Here is a 6053-nt window from a genome sequence, read left to right as displayed (position 1 = left end):
CGCTCGCCTTTCGCTTGAACTCGCTCGTCATTGTCATCGCGCTCGCCTTTTGCTTGAACTCGCTCGTCATCGTCGTCATCACGCTCGTCTTTCGATGAATTCATTTCTTCTACTTGTATGATTTCACCTGTCTCTGCATCAATTACTAATTCAAAATTGCCGTTTTTACCTTCTACTTCGACTTCATATACTTTTTTGTTGCCGTGCTCATCCAGTTCTAATTCAACAATTTCACCTGGGAACTGGCTAGACACCTTTTGCTTCGCTTCTTCTTCTAACATGTGTGCACTTGCTGAAGATGGTCCGAATTGTAATGCTGCTATTATTCCACTACTTGCTAATACACCTGTAATGACGGAAAAAAATACTTTGTTGTTCATTGATTAACACCCCTTGTTTGAAGTTAAGTACATCATATCGAATAGAAATTAGTGCCTTCTTAGAGAAACATTAAAATTTGATGAGAAATGTCTGAACTGATAGCAAGTAGAACTTCAAACAACATTTTCATAATGCTTTCAAATCATTGCACTACTTGTTTTATGTATGTGAGAAAAAACTTTGTGTTAGTTATGCTATTATCCTTTATAATTTATTGACAATTTTAAATACTCTGATATAGTGGTCATATTACTAACTACGGTAAAAGGAGATATTTATGGATGAATTATACAACCACCTGCACAATTTGGGGTTTTCCAAATATGAATGTAAAACATATATAGGTTTACTGAAGCATTCCTCTGTGACAGGGTATGAAATAAGTAAAAAAACAGGTGTACCGAGATCTATGATTTATGAAGTATTAGGGAAGTTAATAGAGAAAGGTGCGGTGTATCAAATACCCTCCGATCCCATCAAGTACACCCCTGTTCCAGCTAAAGATTTAATGAATCGATTGCGTAAACATTTCGCCGAATCATTTGACTTCTTGGAAGAAAAGCTAGATGAATTAGAATCAGAGCGCGATGTAGATGTTATATGGCATATTAGAAACGGCAATCATGTTTATCAAGAAATGACCGACATGATTCAAAAAACAGAAAAAGAGTTATGGCTTTCTATTTGGGAACCTCAAATTTTAGCAATTAAAGGGGAGGTTGATAAGCTAGTTGAAAAAGGGATTGATGTTTTTTCGGTATTATTTGGTGCTTCACATATCGAACTAGGTACGACATTTCATCACAATTACATGGCTCCAGAGGTAGTGAAGCAAAGAATGGGTGGTTATTTAACGATTATTACTCGCGATAGCAAAGAAGTACTCATTGCTAATTTCACAAATGACCGTTCGGGGTGGGCAGTTAAAACGCATGATCCGGCGCTAGTGCTCGTTGCTGAGGAATATATTAAACATGATATCGTCATTGAAAAAATAACGGAAGAATTTGGGCAAGATCGACTTGATCGATTATGGAGAAGCAACCCAGATTTAGTACGTGTTGTTACAGGGAAACGGTTCAATACATGAGGCGTTTTCTTTTAGCATAAATAAAGAGTCGTTATGATTATAACTGCTAAAAAGTGAGATGAGAGGGGGAGTGGCGTTGACGTTTCATAGTCAACGAGAATCATATGAATAACAAACAAATGGCAGTGGGAGAAGGAGTACGTGTTGTAGAGGAATCTGATAGCTTCTTACAAGGTGTAAAGGATTGTATGCCAACAGTCTTTGGTTATTTAAGCATAGGTTTTGCAGCAGGGGTAATTGAGCGTACAGCGGGAATGTCCATGCTAGAAATCATTTTGATATCTTTATTTCTGTATGCCGGTTCCGCCCAATTTATCGCCGCAAGTATGCTCGTTGCAGGCGCGAGTATGCCAGCTATTCTTTTTGCGATATTCTTTGTTAATTTGCGTTATTTGTTATTAAGTGCATCGATTGCTCCTTATTTTAAGTCGTTCCCTTCGTGGAAAAACGCCATTATAGGGTTTCAGTTAACCGATGAAACTTTTGGGGTAGCAGCTAACCATCTGATTCATAAACAACATGCTCCGGAAAGATGGATTTTCGGCTTGAATATAACAGCTTACGTGAATTGGCTAATTGCAAATATTGCGGGAGGCTTCTTTGGGCAATGGATGCAGAACCCTGAAGCATTTGGGTTGGATTTCGCGCTTTCAGCAATGTTTATTGGTTTACTTGTGTTACAAATTATCGGCAGGGGAAGATATCGGAGAGACTTATTAGTAATGGCAAATGCAATAGTCCTCACGATTGGTTTAAGCTTTGTTTTCTCGGATGGTCTTGAAGTCATCTTTGCAACAATATTGGCAGCAAGTATAGGGGTGGTGATGGAAAGATGGATATAAGCACACAAATGATGTGGATTATTATAGGCGGAACCATTGTGACAGCAATTCCAAGAGTTTTTCCTATTGTTGTGTTAAGTAAATTAAACCTTCCACCTTTAGTATTAAGATGGCTTGAATACATTCCTGTTGCAATAATGGCAGCGTTGTTAGCTCAAGAGGTCCTTATTCCAAATGACGAGTATGGCTATGTAGTAGGGAATCTAAGATTAGTGGCTGCACTCCCGGCAATTTTAGTAGCAATCTTTACAAAAAGCTTACTAGGAACTGTAGTAGTGGGCATGGTTACAATGATGTTATTGCGGACTTTCCTCTGAAATTGAATAAAATTGTATTTTAGTTAAAAATATGTTTTAATGTAAAAGAGTTATTCAAATAGCGCTTAATGGAAGCGTAAAAGTTGATTTTGGGGAGAAGTTGTTTGCCCAATTAAAAGGAGGAATAGAATGATCATCGATAATATTTTGGAATTTGTAGGCGGAACACCTTTAATTAAAGTGAAGAATAATAAAATGGGTGCGGCTAATGTCTACGTGAAATTAGAGGAGTATAACCCAGGTGGAAGTATCAAGACTAGAATAGCTTTTCAAATGATTCTAGATGCTGAAAAAAAAGGAATACTTGAACGTAACTCAGGTCAAGTAATTATTGAACCTACTGGCGGAAATACTGGAATAGGATTAGCAATTGCAGGGGCAGCACTGGGATATAACGTAGTATTAGTAACACCTGACAACTATAGCGAAGAAAAGAAAGACGTATTAAAAGCATTTGGAGCGAAAGTAATATTATCTGATCATACAAAAGGGAACGATTCACATGTTCAAAAAACAAATGAAATTGTAGATGAGAATAGTAATTACATTTATTTGAATCAATTTAATAATATTTCTAACCCGGAAGCTCATTATTTTCAAACAGGTGAGGAGATTATTTCCGACTTTGTGCAATATCAAAATGTAGTTGATGCATTTGTTGCTGGTATTGGTAGTGGTGGCACATTAATGGGGGTTGGAAAGAAGCTTAGAACGTCCTTTAGTGAAATGAATATAGTTGGTGTACAACCAACAGGATGTGATACTTTAAATGAAGAATTTATCCCACATAAAATACAAGGAATAGGAGCTGTACTAACTTCATTTGTAGATACAAAGCAAATCGATAAAATGGTATCAATTTCATATGAGGAAGCATTGTATTGGATGCGTTATATGGCTAGAGAAATGGGAGTATTGATTGGCATATCAGCAGGAGCTAACATTGCGGCTAGTATGAAATTAGCAGAAGAGATGGGTGGAAATCAGAATATTGTCACAGTTGCTCCCGATAGTGGCAGGAGTTATATAGATTTGTTTATTACAGATAACCACTTTGAAAAAGAAAAAAGCACATCCATAGTTTAATAGGATAGTAGCTAGTAGTACTTTTGTTTAATGAAAAAATAAAATGAGGGTGTTTTTTGTGAACAAAACATCTATAAAACAAATAAATTTAGATATAATTATAAATGATATAAAGTCCATCTTAAATCAGCATCTTGATGATGAAATGCAAAAATATGTTCATGTCAATAATATAATAAAAATAGCTCGACACATCATGTCTGACCTCAAGTTCTTCGCTATAAAAGATCCCGCCTCAAATAAAGAATTAGATTATATTTATAATACCTACTATTCATTTAAGACAGTAATGTACTATCGAATTGCAAATGAATTGGTTAATATATCCCGCAATAATATTGCCTATCAATTAAAGCATAATGCGAATAAATTATCTCAATATATTAAAGTACAAACAGCTATTGAAATACACCCAGCAGCAGAAATTGGTGTACCATTTGTTATAGACCATGGTACAGGTACTGTTATTGGTGAAACAGCTAAAATTGGGCGGAATTGCTATATGTTACAAGGAGTTGTTTTAGGGTCTGAAGGAATAGCAAATAACTCCAGTGGAAAAAGGCACCCTACTATTGGAAATAATGTGGAGATTGGTGCACACGTTAGAATATTTGGTCCAATTACAATCGGCGATCATGTTAAGATTAGCCCGTACTCTATCATTCTAAATGATATACCTTCTAGTTCGAATGTAATTGTCCAGTCAGAGTATCAAGTCAATAAATCAAAAGCTTATCCTATAAAAGTATTTGGGGTAATTCCAAGGGAAGCAAGTGTTTTGGAGATAAATGGGGAATATTTATCTTCCTTTCACTTATTTATTAAAGATACTAACCATTTGTTGGACAAAAATATAGTCTATCAAATCATAGATAAATCAGATAATAAAATTTTAGTGCAAATAACTCCTTTAACTATACAAATAGACAAAAACACTATTCGAAACCTTTCATTAGTTTTTGAATATGATGGAAAAGAAGTTTTAATTATTAATAGGTGTATGGCGTTGGAAAAAATACTACTACAACAAATTGAATGCTAGAAAAAATGATACTAATAAGGTGTGATTATAATTGAAAACTATTGGAATGATAGGTGGAATGAGCTGGGAGTCATCAGCAGAGTATTATCGATTATTGAATACGCAGGTCAATAATGAACTAGGTGGTCTTCATTCTGCTAAGTGTATCTTATACAGCTTGGATTTTGAAGAAATAGAGCATTACCAAAGAGAAAGTGAATGGGAGAAAGCAAGTAATATTCTAATTTCCGCAGCGATAAGCTTAGAGGTAGCAGGTGCAGACTTTATTTTAATATGTACGAATACGATGCATAAAGTATATGAACAAGTAGCAACAAAAATAAAAATACCCATTATACATTTAGCGGATACCACAGCAGATAGAATTATCAAAAGGGGTATAAGCACGATTGGGCTATTAGGAACAAAGTATACAATGGAACAAGAATTTTATACATCACATCTAATTAATAAAGGGATTGATGTAATAGTTCCTGAAGGGGAAGAAAGAGATTTCGTAAATGATGTTATATACCGTGAATTATGCATGGGACAAACGAATAGTACCTCAAAAGAAATGTATATAAGTATTATGCAAAAAATGAAGGACAAAGGGGCGCAGGGAATTATATTAGGTTGTACAGAAATCACTTTATTAGTTAAACAAGAAGATATATCTATTCCGCTGTTTGATACAACAAGAATACATGCAGAGGAAGCAGTAAGAATAGCTTTAAGTTAAAGTAATCCTCTCATAATAGTGCTGAACTTGTTCCACACACCTATTCAAAATATGGGAATGTATCAGTAGATTGGAAGATGGTGTGGAAGAGGGTCAAAAATTATCCTCTTCCATAACTTTAATCGGAATCTATTGTGAGCTATAATTCCGCAGACTATGCTTCACTCCACCTTTTATAGAGAACACCTTAAGTAACTAATTTATATATGTTTAAAAATCAGAAAAATAAATTAAGCTAAAGAATGCTGTTAGTTGAATGTGACAGGGAGTTAATTAATATTGCAGGTGAAGAATTAACAGACTAGGAATTAAGAGAAGCTGTGTATCATGGTTCTTAGATAACAGACGCTAAAAGGGGAGACTGCTAACAAAAAAGAGCAGAAATTCCTCCACTCTAAAACCTTTATAACATTTGACGTTTACGCCACTTGCTACCAAATTTGCAAAAAGAAACAGTTACTAATTTCAGTAAAATGTTCTATCAAAATTAGTAGTCATTCGTATCAATTATTCAATCAATAAAAAAAACACCGCCTTTTTAAAGAGGCCACTGAAAAAGTCCACTTAAAAGGAC

The 6053-nt window shown here is 35.0% G+C and carries 7 protein-coding genes; 6 read left to right on the top strand and 1 reads right to left on the bottom strand.

Going from position 1 to position 6053, the window contains the following annotated elements; genetic code table 11:
- The coding region (locus N784_RS15475; RefSeq protein WP_036836429.1) for a PepSY domain-containing protein at nucleotides 1–380 on the bottom strand (380 nt) is incomplete at its 3' end.
- A gap of 278 nt (nucleotides 381–658) precedes the next feature.
- Between N784_RS15475 and N784_RS15470 the strand changes: the two genes are divergently transcribed.
- From N784_RS15470 to N784_RS15445, 6 genes are all read left to right on the top strand, one after another.
- Nucleotides 659–1471 (top strand): TrmB family transcriptional regulator, encoded by an 813-nt coding sequence (locus tag N784_RS15470; protein ID WP_036836427.1) that lies wholly within the window; start codon nucleotides 659–661, stop codon nucleotides 1469–1471.
- Between the two features lie 104 nt (nucleotides 1472–1575).
- On the top strand, nucleotides 1576–2313 hold the full coding sequence (locus N784_RS15465; protein WP_084600302.1) for an AzlC family ABC transporter permease: 738 nt from the start codon (nucleotides 1576–1578) through the stop codon (nucleotides 2311–2313).
- Nucleotides 2304–2630 (top strand): AzlD domain-containing protein, encoded by a 327-nt coding sequence (locus tag N784_RS15460; protein ID WP_036836425.1) that lies wholly within the window; start codon nucleotides 2304–2306, stop codon nucleotides 2628–2630. The genes N784_RS15465 and N784_RS15460 overlap by 10 nt, the downstream gene beginning before the upstream one ends.
- A 129-nt stretch (nucleotides 2631–2759) precedes the next feature.
- On the top strand, nucleotides 2760–3716 hold the full coding sequence (locus N784_RS15455) for a PLP-dependent cysteine synthase family protein (protein ID WP_052127379.1): 957 nt from the start codon (nucleotides 2760–2762) through the stop codon (nucleotides 3714–3716).
- Between the two features lie 58 nt (nucleotides 3717–3774).
- A complete protein-coding gene (locus tag N784_RS16455) occupies nucleotides 3775–4758 on the top strand; it encodes a serine O-acetyltransferase (RefSeq protein WP_198134449.1) in 984 nt (327 codons plus the stop codon).
- A gap of 31 nt (nucleotides 4759–4789) precedes the next feature.
- Complete coding sequence (locus tag N784_RS15445) at nucleotides 4790–5479, top strand: aspartate/glutamate racemase family protein (RefSeq protein WP_036836422.1); 690 nt, start codon at nucleotides 4790–4792, stop codon at nucleotides 5477–5479.
- The last annotated feature ends 574 nt before the right edge of the window (nucleotides 5480–6053 follow it).

The organism is Pontibacillus litoralis JSM 072002, assembly GCF_000775615.1.
Lineage (GTDB): Bacteria > Bacillota > Bacilli > Bacillales > BH030062 > Pontibacillus > Pontibacillus litoralis.
The sequence above is the reverse complement of the archived record's forward strand: the minus strand, read 5'-3'. Positions and strand labels throughout refer to the sequence as shown.

What these genes read in the sequence shown, in the direction of transcription:
- N784_RS15455 (WP_052127379.1), top strand. Translation starts at nt 2,760, where the DNA reads ATGATCATCGATAATATTTTGGAATTTGTAGGCGGAACACCTTTAATT.
- N784_RS15460 (WP_036836425.1), top strand. Translation starts at nt 2,304, where the DNA reads ATGGATATAAGCACACAAATGATGTGGATTATTATAGGCGGAACCATT.
- N784_RS15470 (WP_036836427.1), top strand. Translation starts at nt 659, where the DNA reads ATGGATGAATTATACAACCACCTGCACAATTTGGGGTTTTCCAAATAT.
- N784_RS15465 (WP_084600302.1), top strand. Translation starts at nt 1,576, where the DNA reads ATGAATAACAAACAAATGGCAGTGGGAGAAGGAGTACGTGTTGTAGAG.